The 20,769-nt window shown below is 45.4% G+C and carries 17 protein-coding genes and 5 tRNA genes; 7 read left to right on the forward strand and 15 right to left on the reverse strand.

Annotated elements, in window-relative coordinates:
• Position 1: 1 nt before the first annotated feature.
• From hflX to tsaE, 6 genes are all read right to left on the reverse strand, one after another.
• Entirely contained in the window at positions 2-1,291 is a 1,290-nt protein-coding gene (hflX, locus tag VR7878_RS14325; protein ID WP_077336765.1) for a ribosome rescue GTPase HflX, read from the reverse strand.
• A gap of 32 nt (positions 1,292-1,323) precedes the next feature.
• The gene (hfq, locus tag VR7878_RS14330; protein ID WP_077336766.1) at positions 1,324-1,584 is read right to left on the reverse strand and encodes an RNA chaperone Hfq; all 261 of its coding nucleotides are present in this window, start codon (positions 1,582-1,584) and stop codon (positions 1,324-1,326) included.
• 183 nt (positions 1,585-1,767) lie between these two features.
• Positions 1,768-2,715: a tRNA (adenosine(37)-N6)-dimethylallyltransferase MiaA gene (miaA, locus tag VR7878_RS14335; protein ID WP_077336767.1), complete on the reverse strand. Its 948-nt coding sequence runs from the start codon at positions 2,713-2,715 to the stop codon at positions 1,768-1,770.
• Complete coding sequence (gene mutL, locus VR7878_RS14340) at positions 2,712-4,670, reverse strand: DNA mismatch repair endonuclease MutL (RefSeq protein WP_077336768.1); 1,959 nt, start codon at positions 4,668-4,670, stop codon at positions 2,712-2,714. Before mutL ends, miaA begins: the two co-directional genes overlap by 4 nt.
• 4 nt (positions 4,671-4,674) lie before the next feature.
• Positions 4,675-6,399 carry an N-acetylmuramoyl-L-alanine amidase gene (locus tag VR7878_RS14345; protein WP_077336769.1) on the reverse strand — a complete coding sequence of 575 codons (1,725 nt, stop codon included), beginning with the start codon at positions 6,397-6,399 and terminating at the stop codon, positions 4,675-4,677.
• Positions 6,396-6,857 (reverse strand): tRNA (adenosine(37)-N6)-threonylcarbamoyltransferase complex ATPase subunit type 1 TsaE, encoded by a 462-nt coding sequence (gene tsaE, locus VR7878_RS14350; protein WP_077336770.1) that lies wholly within the window; start codon positions 6,855-6,857, stop codon positions 6,396-6,398. Before tsaE ends, VR7878_RS14345 begins: the two co-directional genes overlap by 4 nt.
• A gap of 198 nt (positions 6,858-7,055) precedes the next feature.
• Here tsaE and queG point away from each other — a divergent pair, with 198 nt between their 5' ends.
• Complete coding sequence (queG, locus tag VR7878_RS14355; RefSeq protein WP_077336771.1) at positions 7,056-8,171, forward strand: tRNA epoxyqueuosine(34) reductase QueG; 1,116 nt, start codon at positions 7,056-7,058, stop codon at positions 8,169-8,171.
• 531 nt (positions 8,172-8,702) lie between these two features.
• Here queG and VR7878_RS14360 read toward each other — a convergent pair.
• The 6 genes from VR7878_RS14360 to orn form a co-directional block, all read right to left on the reverse strand.
• Positions 8,703-8,778: transfer RNA gene (locus VR7878_RS14360), tRNA-Gly, on the reverse strand.
• A 22-nt stretch (positions 8,779-8,800) separates the two neighbouring features.
• Positions 8,801-8,877, reverse strand: a tRNA-Met gene (locus VR7878_RS14365).
• Positions 8,878-8,913: 36 nt separating this feature from the next.
• A tRNA-Gly gene (locus VR7878_RS14370) sits at positions 8,914-8,989 on the reverse strand.
• A gap of 22 nt (positions 8,990-9,011) precedes the next feature.
• Positions 9,012-9,088 (reverse strand) — tRNA-Met (locus VR7878_RS14375).
• Between the two features lie 36 nt (positions 9,089-9,124).
• Positions 9,125-9,200, reverse strand: a tRNA-Gly gene (locus VR7878_RS14380).
• Between the two features lie 143 nt (positions 9,201-9,343).
• Entirely contained in the window at positions 9,344-9,889 is a 546-nt protein-coding gene (gene orn, locus VR7878_RS14385) for an oligoribonuclease (RefSeq protein ID WP_077336772.1), read from the reverse strand.
• Positions 9,890-10,028: 139 nt separating this feature from the next.
• On the opposite strand from orn, the gene rsgA reads away from it, so the two are divergent.
• From rsgA to VR7878_RS14415, 6 genes are all read left to right on the forward strand, one after another.
• The gene (rsgA, locus tag VR7878_RS14390; RefSeq protein ID WP_077336773.1) at positions 10,029-11,090 is read left to right on the forward strand and encodes a small ribosomal subunit biogenesis GTPase RsgA; all 1,062 of its coding nucleotides are present in this window, start codon (positions 10,029-10,031) and stop codon (positions 11,088-11,090) included.
• A gap of 84 nt (positions 11,091-11,174) precedes the next feature.
• Positions 11,175-12,038, forward strand: a complete 864-nt coding sequence (asd, locus tag VR7878_RS14395; protein ID WP_077336849.1) for an archaetidylserine decarboxylase — start codon at positions 11,175-11,177, stop codon at positions 12,036-12,038.
• 232 nt (positions 12,039-12,270) lie between these two features.
• On the forward strand, positions 12,271-13,686 hold the full coding sequence (locus VR7878_RS14400) for an SLC13 family permease (protein WP_077336774.1): 1,416 nt from the start codon (positions 12,271-12,273) through the stop codon (positions 13,684-13,686).
• Between the two features lie 208 nt (positions 13,687-13,894).
• Complete coding sequence (locus VR7878_RS14405) at positions 13,895-14,776, forward strand: DMT family transporter (protein WP_077336775.1); 882 nt, start codon at positions 13,895-13,897, stop codon at positions 14,774-14,776.
• A 185-nt stretch (positions 14,777-14,961) separates the two neighbouring features.
• Positions 14,962-16,491: a 2,3-bisphosphoglycerate-independent phosphoglycerate mutase gene (gene gpmM / locus VR7878_RS14410; protein ID WP_077336776.1), complete on the forward strand. Its 1,530-nt coding sequence runs from the start codon at positions 14,962-14,964 to the stop codon at positions 16,489-16,491.
• Positions 16,492-16,676: 185 nt separating this feature from the next.
• Positions 16,677-17,810 (forward strand): murein hydrolase activator EnvC family protein, encoded by a 1,134-nt coding sequence (locus VR7878_RS14415; protein WP_370737091.1) that lies wholly within the window; start codon positions 16,677-16,679, stop codon positions 17,808-17,810.
• A gap of 82 nt (positions 17,811-17,892) precedes the next feature.
• On the opposite strand, the gene VR7878_RS14420 is transcribed toward VR7878_RS14415, so the two are convergent.
• The 3 genes from VR7878_RS14420 to nudC form a co-directional block, all read right to left on the reverse strand.
• Positions 17,893-18,531 carry a TetR/AcrR family transcriptional regulator gene (locus tag VR7878_RS14420; protein ID WP_077336778.1) on the reverse strand — a complete coding sequence of 213 codons (639 nt, stop codon included), beginning with the start codon at positions 18,529-18,531 and terminating at the stop codon, positions 17,893-17,895.
• Positions 18,532-18,606: 75 nt separating this feature from the next.
• Positions 18,607-19,671, reverse strand: coding sequence for a uroporphyrinogen decarboxylase (gene hemE / locus VR7878_RS14425; protein ID WP_077336779.1), 1,065 nt, complete (start codon positions 19,669-19,671; stop codon positions 18,607-18,609).
• A 239-nt stretch (positions 19,672-19,910) separates the two neighbouring features.
• Positions 19,911-20,699, reverse strand: coding sequence for an NAD(+) diphosphatase (gene nudC, locus VR7878_RS14430; protein ID WP_077336780.1), 789 nt, complete (start codon positions 20,697-20,699; stop codon positions 19,911-19,913).
• Positions 20,700-20,769 lie beyond the last annotated feature (70 nt).

The following is a 20,769-nucleotide window of genomic DNA, read 5'->3' on the forward strand; positions in this document are numbered from 1 at the left end:
TTTAAGTAACTATAAAGTCAGATAAAACTGCGTGTTCTCTTTTTTCTAGTCTAGACCAATCCGCTTGTTGCATACGAATAGAAATTAATAAATTTCCTTGTTGATCATATGATTCCTGCAAAATCGATCGATTCTTGAAGAAAAAACTGCGCATACGCCCCTGGTGTTCAGGTGGGATACACAGTTGATACTGAACGATTTTTCCGGATAACCGCTCTGTCAGCGCTTGAAAAAGCAGCTCAATACCAAGACCTTCCATTGCTGAAACCCAAACGATTCGAGGGATGCCTTCATCATCTCGTTCAATTCTGGGTTGCTGACTTTCCATATTGTCGATCTTGTTCATCACCAGCAGAACCGGAACTTCATCTGCTTCAATTTCAGCAAGCACATCATCGACGGCTCTTATATTGTCACGAAAACGCTCATCACTTGCATCTACAACATGTAACAAAATGTCAGCTTCCTGAGTTTCTTGTAATGTTGCTTTAAAGGCAGCCACTAAATCATGGGGCAAGTGACGGATAAATCCCACCGTATCGGCTAAAATTGCATTCCCCACATCTTCGAGTTGAATTCTTCTCAACGTGGGATCTAATGTTGCAAATAACTGATCAGCTGCGTAAACACCAGCTTCGGTAATACGGTTAAACAGTGTTGATTTACCGGCATTGGTATATCCGACGAGCGATATCGTCGGTACTTCGGCACGGTTTCGGGCGCGACGCCCTTGTTCTCGCTGCTTGGCAACTTTTTCTAAGCGACGTAGTATCGCTTTAATCCGCTCACGCAATAAACGTCGGTCTGTTTCTAGCTGTGTTTCCCCGGGGCCCCGAAGACCAATCCCACCTTTCTGACGTTCAAGGTGTGTCCAGCCACGAACCAGTCGTGTTGACAGATGACGAAGCTGAGCAAGTTCAACTTGTAGCTTCCCTTCATGGGTTCGTGCTCGCTGAGCAAAGATATCCAGGATCAATCCAGTACGATCAATCACTCGACATTGACACAACTGTTCAAGGTTGCGCTCTTGGGCGGGAGAAAGGGCATGGTTGAAAATCACAACTTCAGCTTCAGTTTGCATTACAGCTTGTGCAATTTCCTGAGCTTTACCCTCACCGACATAATATTTGGGGTGTGGAGCCTGACGACTACCTGTTATCACTTGCAGTGTCGTGACTCCAGCGGAACTAACCAGCATTTCACATTCGCTGAGATCTTCCCACTCCCCTTCTTGCGTAAAGTTGATATGAACAAGTACGGCTCGCTCACCGGCTTCATAACGGTCAAACAAGCTATCAACTCCTTATAAGATATTGTATATGATTAATCGTCTGACTTATCTGATGCACGCTCGTTAGCAGGACGATCACCATGATGGCTGACCGCACGAGCCGGAACAACCGTTGAAATTGCGTGCTTATAGACCATTTGGTTGACTGTGTTTTTCAACAGAATGACAAACTGATCAAACGATTCGATCTGCCCCTGCAGTTTAATACCATTAACCAAATAAATGGATACAGGAATACGCTCGCGACGTAATGCATTTAAGAATGGGTCTTGTAGAGATTGCCCCTTAGCCATTTTATTTTCCTTATTTTCTATTTGTATTAATTATTTAGCTAGTGGTACACCAAGCTTTGTGCAGCCTTTGCATCCGAGCTAAACGAATAAAGTAACATCCTGAGACACCCAAGTTATGGCGCTTCTGAACCAAAATTTCAAGTGACATGTCCATAAAGGATGTACGACACAAAAACGATCACATTATACACAGCGTACTCGATAAGAAGCTATCGAATTCGATATAATTTCATACGCTTGTTCAATATTCTCGCTATCCAGCCAAGTCAGATCATTCCAGCTACGGAGCCATGTGATCTGACGTTTGGCTAATTGACGAGTGGCACATATACCACGATAAATTGCTTCATCAAGCGAACAACTTCCGTCTAAATACTCCCACATCTGCCGGTAACCGACACAACGAATAGAAGGTAAATCAGCATGGAGCTCCTGACGAGCATATAACGCTTTGACCTCATCTTCAAATCCGGCTTCGATCATCTTGTTAAAGCGAATTTCGATTCGCCGATGAAGCTCGGAGCGCTCCTGAGGTGCAATCGCGAACTGTACCACATCAAATGGTAGCACTTCTCCCTTCGTTCGCGTCAATTCCGTCAAAGTTTTTCCAGAAATTCGATAAACTTCCAATGCTCTGGATAACCTTTGCGGATCATTGGGATGGATCCGCGCAGCCGACTCAGGATCAATCTCAGCCAACTGTTGATGCAATGCCGACCACCCTGAATCGTCAGCTTCTCGTTCAATCTGCTGTCGAATCTCAGCATTGGCTGCCGGTAAAGGAGATAACCCTTCAAGTAATGCTTTAAAGTACAGCATCGTGCCACCGACCAAGAGCGGGATCTTACCGTTTTGCACGATTTCATGCATATGCTGAAGCGCATCCCGACGAAAGTCCGCAGCTGAATAGGCGGATTCCGGCTCTAAAATATCGATTAACCGATGGGGCGCCAATGCCAGCTCTGCTGCCGTAGGCTTGGCCGTCCCGATATCCATGCCCCGGTAAATCAACGCGGAATCAACGCTAATGATTTCAATCGGAAAATTCTGGCATAAACGGATTGCTAAATCAGTTTTTCCTGACGCGGTAGGCCCCATCAAAAACAGGGCCAGAGGTCGTTGTTGGCTCATGAGTAAAATGCTGTAATTGTTGCCGAAAAATCCACGGGGCGAACAAACGCCCTATCATCTAAAGGCAATTGCTCGGAATATAGCTGCTCAACTTCAGCAATGAGTTGAATCGCTTGTGACAAAGTGTAGTCACTTTGTGCGGTATTCGCATAGTCAGCGAGCCACTCAGTCACACTAGCTAACGCTGCGGATTGATCGTTCTGGTTTAAACAAGAGGTGTAAGATAACAGATCTGGAATTAATTTCTGCAAATTCTGCTGGCGCAGCGGTTGCGGGACACTCATCACCATTAAGGTATCTGCTGAACGCTTTTTCAACTCAATCCCAAGTCGCAAAAAAACATCCTGATATTGTGTCGCACAGGATAACTGTTGCTGTGACAACTTCAACGATAAGGGAACTAACAGCGGCTGCCCTTTACGGGGTTGTGATATAGCGTCAAGCTGTTTTTCCAACTTCAGGCGATTGGCTTTTTCAAGTGCGACCATACAACAGGATGTCCCGGAGCTCATTAACAGAAACTTCCCTTGAATCACCGCTACCGCTTTCCCCAGCACCATGACTTCATCAGCCACCATGTCATCATCGTACACTTGCAGGCTATCTTGCTGAACCGCGACAGAGGATTGCGCATCCGAGGTCTCATGAGAGACGTTCATTAATTGCTGATAGAGCTTCGCCTCTTGTCGTGAGGTCGATTTGGCCTGACTCCGATTCCCTGCACTGCCAAAACCGGCAGAAGAAGCCGCAGAGCCGGATTGTTGCCAAGACCGAGAAGGCACACTTTCCCGCACTTCATCTTTGGTAGCGTCTGAACGTTCCTTCTCCCTCCCCGGATAAGATGGTGTTTTATCAATCGCATCTAATAGTTGAGGTGAAATTTTAGCCGATACGGTCCCATCATCCGTCGTTTGATGGTGAAACGCAGACTGAGTAACCTCTGGCTCATCAATGTGTTGCCCCTCAACAAGTGCACTGCTGATAGCCTGATAGATAAAATCATGAACTAAACGAGCCTGATGGAAACGCACTTCATGTTTGGCCGGATGGACATTGACATCAACCTGTCTCGGATCTAACTCAATATACAGCACATAAGCTGCATACTGTTCTGGACTCAGACTTTTTTCATAACTTTGCCGGATGGCATGATTGATCAGTTTATCTTTCATCATCCGGCCGTTGACATAACAATATTGCAAGTCACTTTGTTGTCTCGCACCTTCAGGCGTTGAGATCCATCCATGCAATATCAGCCCTTGATGTTCCAGTTCAACTTTCAACATATGCCGGACAAACGGCTGACCACAGACGGCAGCAATACGTTTTTCTTTTTGCAGTTCAGTCTGAGCAGCCCGATACTGACGCACCATTTTGCCATTATGTTTCAGAAAAATAGTCACATCAAAACGGCTCAATGCAATCCGCTTGAGCACTTCCTCAATATGGGTAAATTCCGTTTTTTCTGTCCGTAAAAATTTTCTTCTGGCCGGTGTGTTAAAAAACAGATCCAAGACTTCAACCGTTGTACCAACCGGATGAGCGGCAGGCTGAAGCTGTACCGCCATATCCCGGCCTTCACTATAAGCCAGCCACGCCTCATCCTGCATTGCCGGACGCGATGTTAACGAAAGACGGGAAACCGAACTGATACTTGCCAGCGCTTCTCCCCGGAACCCCAGACTGATAATGGCTTCCAGATCATCGAGAGAATGAATTTTTGAGGTTGCGTGACGACTGAGCGCCAGCGTGAGTTGATCTTTTTCGATGCCGTGTCCGTTATCTCTGACACGGATCAGTTTTGCGCCCCCTTTTTCAATATCGACATCAATTCGGGTAGCACCTGAATCCAGACTATTTTCAACCAACTCTTTTACGACTGAGGCAGGTCTTTCAACAACTTCTCCGGCCGCAATCTGGTTTGCCAGCCGAGCAGGTAAAATCTTTATCGTCATAGGATTATCTATTGGGAATAATGAGTATCTGTTTAATCTTTAACTGATCAGAATGGAGCTGGTTTGCCTGACGGATACTGTTGATACTCACACCATAGTCTTTTGCAATCTTACTTAAATACTCACCCCGTTTGACTTGGTGTTTGCGTAACGGCCTATCTTTCAGGCTCACCGTAATTTTCAGCTTCTGACCAACATGCAACACGGATGAGCGAAGCCGGTTCTCTTTACGTATGGCAGCAACACTCACTTTATATTTATTGGCTATTGCTCCCAAGTATTCGCCTGATTTAACCGTATGCGTAATCACTTCGGTTTCAACCGGATTTTTGATTTCAGGCACCACAATCGGGTTCGTATGGCTGCTTGGTATCACGAGAACCTGTCCGACTCTCAACGTTGATGAGTTCAAATGATTCTCACGACTTAATGTTGCCGTGGTGACCCCGTACCGCTGGGCGATGACTGACAAAGACTCCCCCGCTTGAACCACATGTTTTCTGGCTTTTTTACGGCTGGCAAACAATGTTCCCTCCGGTGGTCTGTCCTCAAAGTAGTTCACAACGGCTTTTGCCATAGCTTCCGAGAGCTTATTCTGATGACTACTCTGAAATAACAGCCGCTCTTCTGTCGGGTTGGAAATAAAACCCGTTTCAATCAGAACAGACGGAATATCCGGAGATTTAAGAACTGCGAGGCTCGCATTGACCGGTGTTTTCTTATGTAGCCGAGCCACCTTTCCTAATTCTTTCAAGATGTCTCTGGCAACGGTGTAACCTTCTTTCTGCGAATGACTAAATTGTAAGTCCAATAAGGTTTGACTAATATTTTTATCGTTATTTCTTTTCGCCAAAACCTGTCCGGCACCACCAAGCAACTCAGATTGCCGTTCATGATCTTCGACCCACTTGGCAATTTCTGTATTGGCACGACGGGTATTCAGGACAAAAACAGAAGCGCCTCTGGGTTGTGGTGATGTAAACGCATCCGCATGAATGGAAATCAACAAGTGTGCTTTATTTTTTCTGGCTATCTCGGAACGCCGGTTTAAATTAACAAAATAATCCCCTTTACGGGTCAAGACTGCTTTCATTCCGGGGACAGCATTCAATTGAGCGGCCAACTTTTTCGCCACACTTAACGTCACATTTTTTTCGTATTTCCCCCCGGGTCCGATAGAACCGGGATCTTCTCCACCATGTCCGGCGTCAATCGCCACTACAATATCTGCATTCCCTTGATATTGAGACGCATCTCTCGCGACCTGAGCAGCAGAAGAGGAGGAGGACGCTCCGGAATCAGAACTTGATTCATCATGAGGCAAGTCAATTACCAGGCGATGCCCATATTCCTGTTTTGGCGTCGGCGCCAGTTTAAATATCTGTGGCGAGACTTTTTTCTTGAGTTCGAACACCAGACGATAAGTGCCTGACTTTGGCGGAGAGCTCTTTCTGATTTTTTTCAGCACATCACTATCACTGACCGAGATAGGGAGCTTAGTCCGGACGCCAGTATCCAGCAAATCAACCACCAGTCGATGAGGATGGCTCAGCGTAAAATAGCTGTAATTTGCTTCTCCGCTCAGATCGATAACAACACGAGTTTCATCAGGAGAGGGCCAGACTCGAATACCTTGAATTGAATTTGCCAGCGCAAACTGGCTGACAGATAAGGTCACTAACCCCAAAAAGACAAAAATAAAAGAATAAAGGTACTTAACGTTTCTCATAACTCCAACTGACTCAGTAACGTTCGTCCATATTCACTATTTGCAGACAGAACAACCACCCGGCTCTCTCCATCATAGCGAATATCTATCTCTATATCAGCCGAGGGTAACAGACCTGCACCTTTTTCCGGCCACTCAACCAAGCAAATTGCATCCGGAGAAAAATAATCTCGGATCCCCATAAATTCGAGTTCCTCAGGATCAGCTAATCGATAAAGATCAAAATGATAGACTTGCCATTGCGCTAGCTGATAAGGCTCGACCAAGGTATAAGTCGGGCTCTTTACATTCCCCTGATGCCCTAAAGCTTGAATAAACCCTCGACACAAAGTTGTTTTCCCGGCCCCTAAATCACCATGCAAATAAAAGGTTGTCTGACGATCGCATATCAAAGCGAGATGACTGCCCAATCTAACAGTTTCAGTCTCATCCTTTAATAAAAGTGTCTTCGTCTGCATCAATCCGATCTCTTATTGTTAATAAATTCAATTTAAGGGTCTCCGATAGTAAACTGGGTTGGAATCAAGAGACAAGTATTCTTCTGTAAGGGATTGGAAAAAACGTTTCTGAGCCCACGATGAATCCCTAAGACAGTTCACTGGATCTGCCCATATGGATCCGTTAAGATCCTTGTCCCGTTTTACCGAGTGAGCGTCATGGACTATCAGGCATTAGCAGATAAAATCAAGATCTGGGCTCAGGAACTTGGATTTGAAAAAGTTGGTATCTGTGATGTTGATCTCACCGAACATGAGGCCGAGCTGCAACGCTGGCTTGATGCCGGATATCACGGTGAGATGGACTGGATGGCGCGTCACGGTATGTTGCGGGCAAGACCGCAAGAACTTCATCCGGGAACAATACGCGTCATTAGTGTTCGCATGAATTACTTACCGCCACAAGCCCATTTTGCCAGTAATCTGGATACCCCCACCCATGCCTATATCAGCCGCTATGCCTTGGGGCGAGATTACCATAAGCTGGTCAGAAAGCAGCTGAAAAAGCTCGGAGATAAAATCAGACACGAAGTCGGAGAGCTCAATGATAGACCTTTTGTCGATTCAGCCCCGATACTAGAACGCCCGCTCGCTCAAAAAGCCGGACTCGGCTGGACAGGGAAACATTCACTCATTCTGGATCAAGACGCAGGTTCATGGTTTTTTCTCGGTGAGCTATTGGTCGATATTCCGCTGCCGGTTGATCAGCCCAGCCAAAACCAATGTGGTCAATGTCGAGCGTGTATTACTTCTTGTCCGACTGGCGCAATCGTTGCTGACGGTGTCGTTGATGCGAGACGTTGTATTTCATATCTGACCATTGAGTTTTCCGGAATCATCCCACTTGAATTTCGCAAAGCGATCGGTAATCGCATTTATGGCTGCGATGATTGTCAGTTGGTATGCCCTTGGAATCGCTCAGCCTCTCTCACCAGTCAGTCCGACTTTCATCGCCGAGATGTGTTTTCTCACCCCGATCTGGTTGAGCTCTTTGAGTGGGAGGAAGAAACTTTCTTACAAAATACTGAAGGTTCCGCTATTCGACGTATCGGCCACCAGCAATGGTTAAGAAATATTGCAGTCGCAATGGGAAATGCACCGTATTCAGAACGAATTGTGCTAGCCTTAGAAAAGCGTCTGGGAGAAACAGAGTTACTCGATGTTCATATTCGCTGGTCACTGGAACAACACCAACAGAAACAACAGCAAGCAGAAAATCGTAAACATCAACGACTGATTCGTATTATTCAGAAGGGATTACCCAGAGATGCGTAGCACGCTCTCTTGCAGCGCTTCCCCCATCAGAATGGCAACTTATTTTGACATGATGCCCAAATATTTTGATGTGGAAAAAACTTTCACTTTCACTTTTTTTGTTTGTTATCGGGAGAGTTAACCACATTACAAAGACATGACAAGGATCAATGCATTACACACGAAAGATCAATCTCAAATGGTAATAACTGATGCAAGAAATAACAAAATCACTTTAAAAACAAATAGTTATAGAAATAAGCATTTCCGACTATAACTCAGTTATTTTACAAGATCTTTTGCTGTCCCCTTTCCCTATATCGCCAAAAACAGATTACCCACCAACTTATCCACATTTTATATTCTGTGGATAACTCTGTTAACGAAAATTCGAAATCACATCTGCAGCACTGATTTCATCAGGGTTTGTCAGTGTACAGAATGGGTAAAAAACAGGAATAATCGAGTCGCCTGTTTGATTGGATATACTTGTAAGGAGTTTATGCTTCGCAGCATGAAGAAAGAGCGTGACAACTTCAGTGTCAATTGAACTGGAGCGACACACGGGGTTCGAACCCGTGACCTCAACCTTGGCAAGGTTGCGCTCTACCAACTGAGCTAGTGTCGCATATTATTTACTAAATTAAAATTGGTTGCGGGAGCCGGATTTGAACCGACGACCTTCGGGTTATGAGCCCGACGAGCTACCAAACTGCTCCATCCCGCGTCCATGATACTATCGCTTGAGCGATAATATGAATTTTGGAGCGACACACGGGGTTCGAACCCGTGACCTCAACCTTGGCAAGGTTGCGCTCTACCAACTGAGCTAGTGTCGCATATCATTTACTAAATTAAAATTGGTTGCGGGAGCCGGATTTGAACCGACGACCTTCGGGTTATGAGCCCGACGAGCTACCAAACTGCTCCATCCCGCGTCCATAATATTATTGCTTAAGCGATAATATGTACTCTGGAGCGACACACGGGGTTCGAACCCGTGACCTCAACCTTGGCAAGGTTGCGCTCTACCAACTGAGCTAGTGTCGCACAAAACAACGCTTTACGTCGTTTAGGGCTGCGAATTATAAGAGCATTTTTTTCTGATGCAAGCTTTTAATCTAAAAAAATTGAGTTTTTTTCTAGATTGCAGAAAAAGCGAGCAATCTCGCATTGTAATGCTCTCAAATCATTCAAATCGTCAATATTGTTTTGCGATAATATTGCAATTCAGCAATTGATTCCCGGATGTCATCCAACGCTAAATGACTTCCCTTTTTCTGAAATCCATCCAAAATTTCTGGCTGCCAACGTTTTGCCAGTTCTTTCAGTGTACTCACATCCAGATAGCGATAATGAAAATAAGCTTCCAACTCAGGCATATACTTCACCAGAAAACGACGATCCTGACCAATACTGTTCCCACAAATTGGCGATTTCCCCTGCGGAACCCACTGTTCTAAAAACTGAACCGTTAACCGAACGGCTTCGGCTTCGGTCACCGTGCTTTGCCGAACTCGTTCAACCAAACCACTTTGAGTGTGTGTTGTCACACACCATTCATCCATTTTGGCCAACTCTTGCTCTGACTGATGAATTGCAAGCACCGGGCCTTCAGCCAGAATATTTAATTCGCTATCTGTCACGATCGTAGCAATTTCAATAATCTTGTGTACTTCCGGATCGAGACCTGTCATCTCTAAATCAATCCAAATCAGATTCTGATCATTTAAAGCCATTACACTTACCTGTATAGGTTTGATAATAAAAAATGTACTATACCCAAATTATACGCGGTGAGATAGTTTGAACCCATGAATGCGGTGAGCAGTATCGGTGGTTCAAACAACTCAGCTTTAACACAGTGAAAGTAATATTGTGGGTAAAAAGAAAAAATTAACGAAAGGACAAGTCCGTCGTGTCCGACATAATCAGACCAAACGCTTAAAGCAAGAGACAACGGTAGAATGGGATGAATCAATGCTGGGTTCGGCCAAACAAGGGCTGGTTATCAGTCGTTTTGGCCAACATGCCGATATCGAAGATTTACAAACTCAGGAAATTCATCGCTGTAACCTGCGCCGGGGCATCGAAACCCTAGTCTCTGGCGATCGGGTTATCTGGCGCTCCGGGCTGGAAACCATGGCCGGTATCTCCGGTGTGGTTGAGGCGGTTGAACCAAGACATTCGATTCTTACCCGCCCTGATTACTATGACGGTCTCAAACCTGTTGCCGCCAATATTGATCAGATTATTATTATTTCTTCGGTGCTTCCTGAACTATCGTTGAATATCATCGATCGATACTTGATCGTCGCTGAAACACTGAACATCCAACCGCTTTTGGTTTTGAATAAAGTCGATTTACTCAGTGCTGAGCAGAAGCAGGAATTCCGGGAGTGGATGACAACGTATGAAAAACTTGGCTATGCATCTCTCTTTGTCAGTCGAAAAACAGGAGAAGGGCTGGAACAGCTAGAGGCCTGCCTGCAAGACAAAATCAATGTGTTTGTCGGTCAGTCCGGGGTCGGAAAATCCAGCCTCGTCAATGCCATTTTACCCAATCTCGAAGAGGGGATTGAAGAAGGGGATGTTTCTGCCAACTCAGGATTAGGACAACATACCACCACCGCAGCAAGGCTCTATCATATTCCGACTGGCGGTGATTTGATTGACTCTCCCGGGGTCAGAGAATTCGGGCTATGGCATTTAACTCCGGAAGAGATCACGCAAGCTTATATCGAGTTTCGCCCCTATTTAGGCGGTTGTAAATTCCGTGACTGCAAACACGATGATGACCCCGGCTGTATTATTCGTGAAGCGGTCGAAAACGGTGATATCAGTGAAATCCGCTATGAAAATTATCACCGGATTCTGGAAAGCATGACCGAAAATAAAGCCAATCGACAGTATTCAAGAAACAAAAAAGCGGATCTGTAAAATTGTAATACTGACATCCCGATGGATATTCAGTAACATGCCGCCGTTTAACTGATATGGAGTCTCTGAGACCGGATGAAAACCATGGATAAATTTAAAATTGGATTACAATACTGGTTACCTCAACACGCACTCACACGCCTGATGGGGAAACTTGCTTCCGCAAAAGCCGGAATATTAACGACGTCGGTCATCCGCTGGTTTATCAAACACTATCGAGTCAATATGCATGAGGCCTTGCATTCGGATCCGGCTCATTTTAAAACCTTTAATGACTTCTTTGTCCGTGAACTGAAGCCGCAAGCCAGACCAATCGCCGCAGGAGACGATGTATTAGTCTACCCTGCCGATGCTTGTATCAGTCAGTTTGGCCCGATGATAGACGGACAACTCATTCAGGCCAAAGGCCACACTTATTCAGCCCTTGAACTCCTTGGCGGAGATCCCGAACTGGCTGATCAGTTCGCTGGCGGCGGGTTCGCAACATTGTATTTATCGCCGCGTGATTATCACCGCGTTCACATGCCTTGTGATGGTGTCTTGCGACAAATGATTTATATCCCCGGAGATTTATTTTCGGTCAACCCGCTCACGGCCGAAAATGTCCCAAACTTATTTGCCCGCAATGAACGCGTCGTCTGTATCTTCGATACGCCATTTGGTCCCTTGGCTCAGGTTCTGGTTGGCGCAACTATCGTTGGCAGCATTGAATGTGTTTGGGATGGTTGTATCACTCCGCCACGCGGTAATTCGATTTATCGTTGGGATTATCCATCAGAGGGAGAAAAAGCGGTTCACCTGAAGAAAGGTCAGGAAATGGGACGCTTTAAACTTGGCTCTACCGTCATCAATCTATTTGCCAAAGATCAGATCCGTTTTGATGATGCAATGGACGTAACCCTACCGACATTAATGGGCGATGTGTATGCCCACCGAAAATCACAATAACCTGCCTCTGTCCCAGTTAAGTCACTTAGCTGGGACTCATAATGAAATATTTTCAAGCAACGTCACGATTCAGGTATAAACCCATCGGCGCAGCAAGCAAGCTATTTTCTCTCCTTGTTTATGTTGGATCACATCCTTAGAAACTGAGTCTCCAAAAACATTAACTCTCTCTAAGACCGATTCCCGTCTATAAATTATTCTAATGAGTAGATTTCAACTATCGGTGCTGTTTATGAAAAAAGTCGATCTCAACCAACTCGCCAAATTGTTTTTCTGCTTTCTGCCACCACTCATTCTGCTGTGGATACCGATTGATGCGATCCCTATTCCGGAAATGACCTTGATCCAACATCGGCTGCTCGCTATTTTTTTGCTGGCTGCCTTGTTATGGGTTCTGGAACCTGTGCCGGTTTTCGCCACCTCGATTCTCATCATCACCCTTGAACTGATTATGATTTCAAATAAGGGCTTACATTGGTTTCGTAAGCCACCGGAAGGCCATGCATTTGGTGAACTGATTCCTTATACCGATATATTCAGTGCTTTTTCATCACCGATTATTATTTTATTCATGGGCGGCTTTGCATTGGCGATTGCGGCCTCTAAATATGAGCTGGACAATAACCTGGCTCGTGTGCTGCTCAGACCATTCGGGACACAACCCAAATTCATCATGCTCGGGCTGATGCTGATTACCGCCTGTTTCTCGATGTTTATGTCCAATACCGCAACAACCGTCATGATGCTTGCGCTGCTAGGGCCGATCGTTGCTTCCGCCCAACCGGGAGATAAAGGTATCAAAGCGTTAGTGCTCTGTATCCCAATCGCTGCCAATACCGGTGGGATTGCCACACCAATCGGCACGCCACCCAATGCCATCGCACTCCAGTATCTCATCGGTGAACATAACATTAGTTTTTTGTCCTGGCTGCTTATGGGGCTGCCATTTGTCCTGATACAGATGACGATTGCATGGTTTTTACTCCAAAAGTTTTTTCCATCATCCCAAAGTCATCTGACTCTAAACCTAGAGGGACAATTTAAAACGACATGGCGTGCCATGACCGTTTATATCACTTTCGCTGTCACGATTTTATTGTGGATGACCACATCACTACATGGCATGAACACTTATGTCGTCGCAATTATTCCACTGGCTGTCTTCACTTTGACTGGCATCATGGGAAAAGAGGAACTGAAACAGATTAACTGGGATGTGCTCTGGCTGGTCGCCGGGGGGATCGCGATTGGCATAGGTCTGGAAGAAACAGGTCTTGCCAAAGCGTTAGCTCACTCAATCAACTATCAAAATCTATCGCCAATGTCCGTGGTGATTTCGTTATCTCTGGTCTGCTGGCTGATGGCCAATTTTATGTCCAATACGGCAACCGCAAACCTATTGATGCCTATCGCTGCGGCGATCGGGAGTTCAATGACCAGTCTGCAAGCCATCGGCGGATTACAAGGGCTTCTTGTGGTCGTTGCATTTTCCGCGTCTCTGGGCATGATTCTCCCCGTATCAACCCCGCCCAACTCATTGGCTTACTCTACCGGTTTAATCGAAAGTAAAGACATGGCGAAAATCGGGACGCTCATCGGCATCATTGGTTTACTGATCGTTTATACCGCGGTCTGGATGCTCACCTGACATATGACAATATCCGCTTGAGCATCACGATAATTGCCCTTCAAAGGCGTGTTACTTTACAGTGGAGTAACACGCCTTTGAGCAATATCTCCCACCCACGAATCCCGTAAAAACGCTTTTAAATAAACAGCATAAACTGCTTTGTTTTCATATCCGCTTCAGGCATATTGATGCGCTATTTTGCGACTTTCGATACAGAGACACATATATGGGTTACGAGTGGTTAGCACTTGCTGCTGCTTTGTTATGGGCTATCGCCAGTATACTTTCAGTCACACCGGCACGACATTTGGGCACGTTTTCCTATAGTCGCTGGCGAATGGGCTGTACTTCCCTGATGCTGGGGATGTTTGCTTGGTTCACCCAAGGGTGGGCCACCGTCGAATCTGCACACATTATCCCAATGATGCTATCCGGCTTAATCGGTATCTTCATCGGCGATACCGCACTGTTTGCCTGCCTGAACCGAATGGGTCCGAGGCAAGCCGGACTACTTTTCTCCTGTCATGCAGTGTTCTCTGCCATTCTTGGTTATTTCCTGTTTCAGGAAACCATGACCTCCGGCGAGTTTCTTGGTTCAGTACTGGTATTTAGTGGCGTTGTCATCGCCATATTTTTCCGAAAAGCTCAACCCGGCACGCTCGAAATGATCCATGGTAACGTCTGGGTAGCAGTTGCGTTGGGGCTGCTTGCAGCACTTTGTCAGGCTCTCGGTGGCATTTTGGCCAAACCGGTGATGCAGACAGCGATCGATCCGATTGCTGCTTCAGCCCTACGTATGATTTCAGCATTTATTGCACACAGTGTGTTATTGCTATCCGGTGCCCGGATCGCGAAACCCGCTCAAGCGATAAACGGTAAGATATTTGCGACAACTCTGCTGAATGCTTTTCTTGCGATGGCGCTGGGAATGACACTGATTCTATACGCGCTCCGGGAAGGTAATGTGGGGATGGTTGCGTTGCTTTCATCCACAACACCGATTATGTTATTGCCGATCTTATGGTTTTATACCAAACAGCGTCCGAATCGATTTGCCTGGGCCGGTGCCATCATCGCAGTTCTCGGGACTGGCATGTTAGTGTATTAATGCTAGCGAGCAAAACGCAGTACAAAAACAACAAAAATAAAATAGTGTGATTTCTTATCTGTAAGGTACTATGGATTGAATTGATAGGGAGAATCATTGATCTTAACCCTCATCACACTGGATAAAATGTAGTAAAATTACGTTAGTTTTTCATTTAGATTTCAATATTTGACGAGGTCATCACTATGTCATCAAAGAAGCCAATGGCTCTGGTCATTCTTGACGGTTGGGGTTACCGTGAAGACAACGCAAGTAACGCCATCAACAACGCGAAAACCCCTGTACTGGATAGTCTGGTTGCCAACAACCCGAATACACTGATCTCTGCTTCCGGTCTGGATGTCGGCCTGCCCGATGGTCAAATGGGGAATTCAGAAGTCGGTCATACCAATATTGGTGCCGGACGGATTGTTTACCAAGATTTGACGCGGATTACCAAAGCTATTGCCGATGGTGAATTCCAGACCAATGAAACACTGGTCGCTGCCATTGATAAAGCTGTTTCAGCCGGAAAAGCCGTGCACCTGATGGGTCTGATGTCTCCGGGTGGCGTTCACTCTCACGAAGATCATATTTATGCAGCCGTTGAACTGGCAGCAGAACGCGGCGCAGAAAAAATCTATCTGCACTGTTTCCTTGACGGACGCGATACACCACCACGCAGCGCTGAAGATTCACTAAAACGCTTTGACGAACTCTTCGCAAAACTCGGTAAAGGCCGTATTGCTTCGTTAGTCGGACGTTACTATGCAATGGATCGTGACAATAACTGGGATCGCGTCCAAAAAGCCTATGACCTGCTGACGCAGGCCAAAAGTGAGTTCGTTTACGACAGTGCTGTAGCTGGTCTTGAAGCAGCCTATAGCCGTGAAGAAAACGATGAGTTTGTTCAGGCGACCGTGATTCAGGCTGAAGGGGAAGCATCAGCAGCCGTAGAAGATGGTGATACAATTATCTTCATGAACTATCGTGCTGACCGTGCCCGTGAAATCACACGGACGTTCGTCGCTGACTTCGCTGGTTTTGAACGGGAAAAATTCCCGGCAGTTGAGTTTGTGATGCTGACACAATATGCGGCAGATATCCCGCTTAATTGTGCTTATCCGCCTGAGTCGTTAACCAATACCTATGGTGAGTGGTTATCTAAATCCGGAAAAACTCAGCTACGGATTTCTGAAACCGAGAAATACGCACACGTGACGTTCTTTTTCAATGGCGGTATCGAAACCGAATTCGAAGGCGAAGAACGTCAAATCGTTGCCTCACCAAAAGTCGCAACTTACGATCTTCAGCCAGAGATGAGTTCTGAAGAGCTTACCGATAAATTGGTTGCAGCAATCCGTTCCGGCAAATACGATGCGATTATTTGTAATTATCCCAATGGTGATATGGTTGGTCACACGGGTGTTTACGATGCAGCCGTTCAAGCTTGTGAAGCGGTTGATAAATGTATCGGTCGTATTGTTGAAGCCATCAAAGAAGTCGATGGTCAACTACTCATTACAGCAGACCATGGTAATGCTGAGATGATGGTTAACCCGGAAACCGGCGGAACCCATACAGCGCATACCAACCTGCCAGTGCCGCTGATCTATGTGGGTAACCAAGCAATTCAGCTCAAAGAAGGTGGTAAACTCTCTGATCTGGCGCCAACTATGCTTGCACTGACAGAGATGGACATTCCTGCCGAAATGTCCGGAAAAGTTTTGTTTTAAGATTTGATTCTCTATCAATCAAATCACACAAAATAAACACAACAGCCCTGTAGATAACCTGCAGGGCTGTTATTTTTAGAGCCAGAGAAAGTTTTTTACATTTCAGTGTCGAGGCACACCATTGTTTCTGTATACTGAGGGGCATCTTCTTCAATCAAGCATGATATAAAAGCATGGTGCCGTTTTTGACGATTCGATTTATCACACTTTCGCGTTATTTAAAGCCGCGTCATATTAGTATTTTACTCATCACGCTGTTCTTTCACCTTTACAGCTATGCTGCATCAAATCAAGAGTTGCAAGGCGTTAAAAATGAAATATCTCGCCAGCAACAATCGCTTGATTCTCAAACAAAAAAGCTCGACGACTTACAGAACACGCTGAAGAGTCAAGAACTGACGATTGTTTCATTAGAGAAGCAAATCTCTCAGACTCAAAGTCAGCTCAAACGTTCAACGCACAATTTGACCCAGTTAAAAGAGCGTATCAAAGCACTGACACAACAGAAAGAGACTCAGTCAGAACGATTGAAACAGTTGCTCCATACCTATTACATCACACGCCAGTCAAATCATCTGTCCGGTCTTCTGAAAGATGACGCCGATGAGGATCGTATCAGCCAGTACTACCAACATCTGGCACAAGCACGCTCAGAGACGATCAACAATTTAGAACAAACCAAGCAACAGCTACATCAGCACGAACAGCAACTGACACAAGAACAGGAACAGATCCAGTCGCTCCTTTCCCAGCAGACTCAAAAACGGAATCAGCTGCAAAAAACTCAACAAGAACGCAAAAATACAGTAAACAAAATTCGCTCACGAATATCCGGTGATAAAAATTATCTGGCAGAATTGCAGCGTAATGAATCGAGACTCAAAGCAGAAATTGCTAAAGCCGCTAAACGCAATCAAGTTCCTATGGATGGCTTTGCCCGGCAAAGAGGAAAACTCCCTTGGCCAATCCAGGGAAAATTATTGCACCGTTTCGGCACTCACCAAACAGGCCAGATTAATTGGAAAGGGATTGTCATCAATGCCGCCTATGGACAACCCGTCAAAGCAGTTTATCCCGGGAGGGTGGTTTTTTCTGATTATCTGCGAGGATACGGGCTCGTTGTCTTAATTGACCACGGCCAAGGCGATATGACTTTGTATGGTTTCAACCAGACCCTCCTCAAAAAGGAAGGGGATAAAGTGACAGCAGGAGAAACCATCGCACTGGCAGGTGATACCGGAGGTCAACCCGTTCCCTCACTCTATTTTGAAGTACGCAGAAACAGTAAAGCTTCAAACCCGCTGAGCTGGTTACAATAGCGCAATTTAATCCGATAAAATAAAAATCCACAGACTGCCTTTTGATTGCCAGCACTGTGGATTCTAATCTATCGGGTGAGATTTATTCCGTATGCATCGCTCTGACACCTTCTTCCAGAATCTGCAATTGCTCGGCACCACCGACTGTCGCCCTCGGTTTAACCACCGCAATCACATGTAACATACCTTGATGAATCACTTCTTCCGTCACTTGCGCTTTTTGCGACATCGCAGCGCGATAGCTCAACCAACTCGCTGTAATCATATGCAGTGTTGTGACAAATGATTCCATTTCCGAATCAGCGATCTCAATCAACTCGATCTCGATAAAACGATTGACGATGCTCACCAGATTATGTCTTAGCTTTTCCTGAACAGCGATATAAGACTTGTGTAAATCCTCATCTCTTTGCAGGATTTCCGGTAAGTTTGCGTAGAAAAAACGGTATTTCCACATCAGTGTAAAAATGGAATCTAAATAGTGTTTCAGAAGTGACAAGCTTTCTTTATGCCCATGTGGTGGCGCAAAACGTTCAAGTAATTCACTTGAGTAAAGCTCAAAAATAGCCCTGACAATTTCTTGTTTATTTCGGAAATGATAATACAGGTTTCCGGGGCTAATTTGGATATGGGCGGCAATATGGTTTGTTGTAACTGTTCGCTCACCCAGCTCGTTAAAAAGCTCCAGCGCCGCAAAAATAATTCGATCTTTCGTTTTCATACTAGACATTATCTGACCAATTTCCACATGTTTTCATTATGGTATCGGAAGAAACCGACCCATAATGAGTTGAGGTTATTTGTGGTAGGGGATCGACAATTCATGAACTGCATTCACAAAAATATCAACATTTTCAGGCGGCACATCTAAATGAATACCATGCCCTAAATTGAAGACGTGACCACTCCCCTCACCGAATCCTGCAAGAATTTGTGCCACTTCATCTCGGATTCGCTGTGCCGGTGCATAGAGCATTGAAGGATCCATATTGCCCTGCAAAGCGACTTGCCCACCAACTCGGGCTTTCGCATCTTCAATATTGATGGTCCAGTCAAGTCCAATCGCATCACAACCTGTCGCAGCAATCTGTTCCAGCCACATTCCACCATTCTTAGTGAAAAGCGTGACAGGCACTTGATTACCGTCATGTTCTTTGATCAAACCATCGACGATTTTGTGCATATACTGAAGAGAAAAATCACGATAATCACGCGGTGTCAGTACCCCTCCCCAAGTATCAAATACCATCACTGATTGAGCACCAGCCTTGATTTGAGCATTCAGGTATAAGATGACGCTGTCAGCAAGTTTATCGAGTAAGGAATGTAACGTCTCTGGCTCTGCGTACATCATCTTCTTGATTTTGGTAAACGCCTTAGAACTGCCCCCTTCGACCATATACGTTGCGAGTGTCCACGGACTACCGGAGAATCCAATTAACGGAACGCTGCCCTTTAAATCATGGCGAATCTGACGAACGGCATTCATCACATATTGCAGTTCACATTCCGGATCCGGAATCCCGATTTTGTCCACATCTGCCCGAGATTGGATCGGACGGCTAAACTTGGGGCCTTCCCCCGTTTCAAAATAAAGCCCGAGCCCCATTGCGTCAGGAATCGTCAAAATATCAGAAAACAGAATCGCAGCATCAAAAGGAAAACGACGTAACGGTTGCAACGTGACTTCTGAGGCTAGTTCAGGATTTTTGCATAAAGCCATAAAATCCCCGGCCTGAGCTCTTACTTCCCGATATTCAGGCAGGTAACGCCCTGCTTGACGCATCATCCATATCGGTGTTCTATCAACGGATTGCCTCAAAAGCGCACGCAGATAACGATCATTCTTTAATTCAGTCATTTTTAATCTTCCAAATCAGGGCTTTTATCACTTTTATATCTGATAAATTTTTTAGTTCTTTGCAAGCGAGATCATGTTCCGGACAAAAAGAGAATCAGATTGTTTGCACCAACTCAGCTTGAGTGTTAAAAAAATGTTCAATAATGAAAATTATTAATAATAATAAATAGAGTACTCGCTACTCAACATCTCATAACGACATCTTACTTACCCCTCCGTTTATTCGGAGGTTTTTTTTATTATCTTGACACACCTTCAGCTGCTCGAATATCTGTCAATGTTTGCTCTATCAATGCTCTTGCGATCGTCCCTTTCGGGGCAACCTCCGGCATATTCTGCGGAGAAAACCAGTTCGCATGGCTGATTTCATGCTCATCGATCCGAATAACCCCAGAGGCATAATCAGCCAGAAAAGCAACCATCATACTTGAAGGAAAAGCCCAAGGCTGACTACCAAAATACCGAATATTCTCCACTCGGATACCCGTTTCTTCAAACACTTCCCGGGCGACGGTCTGTTCCAATGTCTCTCCTGCCTCAACAAACCCGGCAACAACCGTATACATACCGCCCTGATGACGAGCATGTTGAGCCAGAAGAATTTCATTATCACGACGAACAGCAACAATAATACAAGGGAAAATACGTGGATAATGGATTGTCCGGCACTCCTGACATTGCATCGCTAACTCACGGTGATGGAAATAAGTTCGTCCGCCACATTGTGCACAAAACCGCTGTGTTTGTGTCATGTGACCATACTGAACTGCCTTACTTGCAGCAAGAAACAATGATTCAGAAATACTCAGTAATGTTCTCAGCGATGCCATCGGCAAACGCTGTTCCAAATCGGCTTCATTCAACCAATAAACAGGATGACCGTCACATTCTGCTATCTTGACGGCTTTCTCTTCAGGAAGAGACCAATGCTCTGCAGTTCCAAAGGGTAACATATTATCCACAGTCCAGAGTTCACTTCCAGAAACAACACACCAGTAAGCGTTTCCGACTTCACTATTTTCTAACATGATCGCTCCTATATCCTTGCAGTCTGACTATTTTACTGGCAATCTAGTTTCATACCAGAGTGGGAAGTGT

It is taken from the genome of Vibrio ruber DSM 16370 (assembly GCF_900163965.1).
GTDB lineage: Bacteria > Pseudomonadota > Gammaproteobacteria > Enterobacterales > Vibrionaceae > Vibrio > Vibrio ruber.